Below are 1,086 nucleotides of genomic sequence, written 5' to 3'. Positions count from 1 at the left end.
GTTATCAAAACTTAAACCGGTCAGGCCTTCGCATCGGGTCAATAAGGATTTCAACTCAAATAGCGAAGAATCAACTTGGGAAAGATATAAACCACCTAATGCCTGCTGACCTTGCCATGCGTAATATTGCAAATCCAGCCAATAGTGATTAGCACCTTCCAAAAAAGCCGCTTCCACTTTATCGAGCAAATCGCGCCATTGCTGCTCCTGAACCAAACGATTCAAGTTTGCCAATAAATCTGCCCTCGGAGCCTTCAACCGCGTCTGACCGTTTTGATGCGGAGGAATGCCGTTCAATCCGCCCCAACGGACAGCCCGAATCATCTTGTTTGCAGACCAATAACCATCATCCTGTTCTCTCAAGTAGGCAGCGTTAATCCTGACTTGGTCAAGCAAGGCTTTAGAAGAGTTAACCTTTGTGACAGTCAGACTTTCAGACGACCCTCGACTCTCTTGATGAATTTGTGGCGTTGCCACTTGCTCAACAGGCGCACTGGTCTCCTGATTTTGACTTGAACTTGTTGGAGAAGATGAAAAACGAACAGATGACTCTTCAAAATATTGCAACAATGGAAATAAGCTGGGGCGTACTGCCTCTTCCCATCCCTCAAAGTAATTTTGCAACAACATCAAAGCCGATAATGTCCGCTTAAGCTCCGTAGAATCGGATAATCCTACTTCTTTAAGCGTATCCAACACCCTTTCACCGGACAACCAATTTAATGCATTACGTTTTTGTACCGGTTTTTTCGGCCACAGCGACTGATCGAATTTTTGCAGCAACCCGCACAAAATCTCCAAGCCGTCTGAAAAACCTGCCAAACCTCTGTCTCTCAGCGAGGCAAAAATGTAATAGGTTGCCACCCTCAGGTCTTTAGATTCACGCTTCAGCAGGCGTTCTGAAGCATCCAAAATCAATCGGTAATCCATACCCGAAAGTTTGGCCAACTCAATTTTGATGGCTTCAAAATCATCTGCATAGGCGACATCCTCGCCACAAGGATGGTTGTCTGAAACAGGCTCCAACCATTCTTGCCAGCGATGGATATTGTTATCGGTGATAGATGTACCTTCATCACCGAGTAT

Annotated in this window: 1 protein-coding gene; it reads right to left on the bottom strand. The window is 45.5% G+C overall.

The features are described 5' to 3' along the window. Window positions 1-1,086 (bottom strand): type VI secretion system protein TssA (gene tssA / locus ACTHUR_RS11700; RefSeq protein ID WP_440398684.1); only part of this gene is annotated, 1,086 nt, incomplete at both ends.

This window comes from Neisseria sp. P0021.S007 (assembly GCF_051956855.1).
The sequence above is the reverse complement of the archived record's forward strand: the minus strand, read 5'-3'. Positions and strand labels throughout refer to the sequence as shown.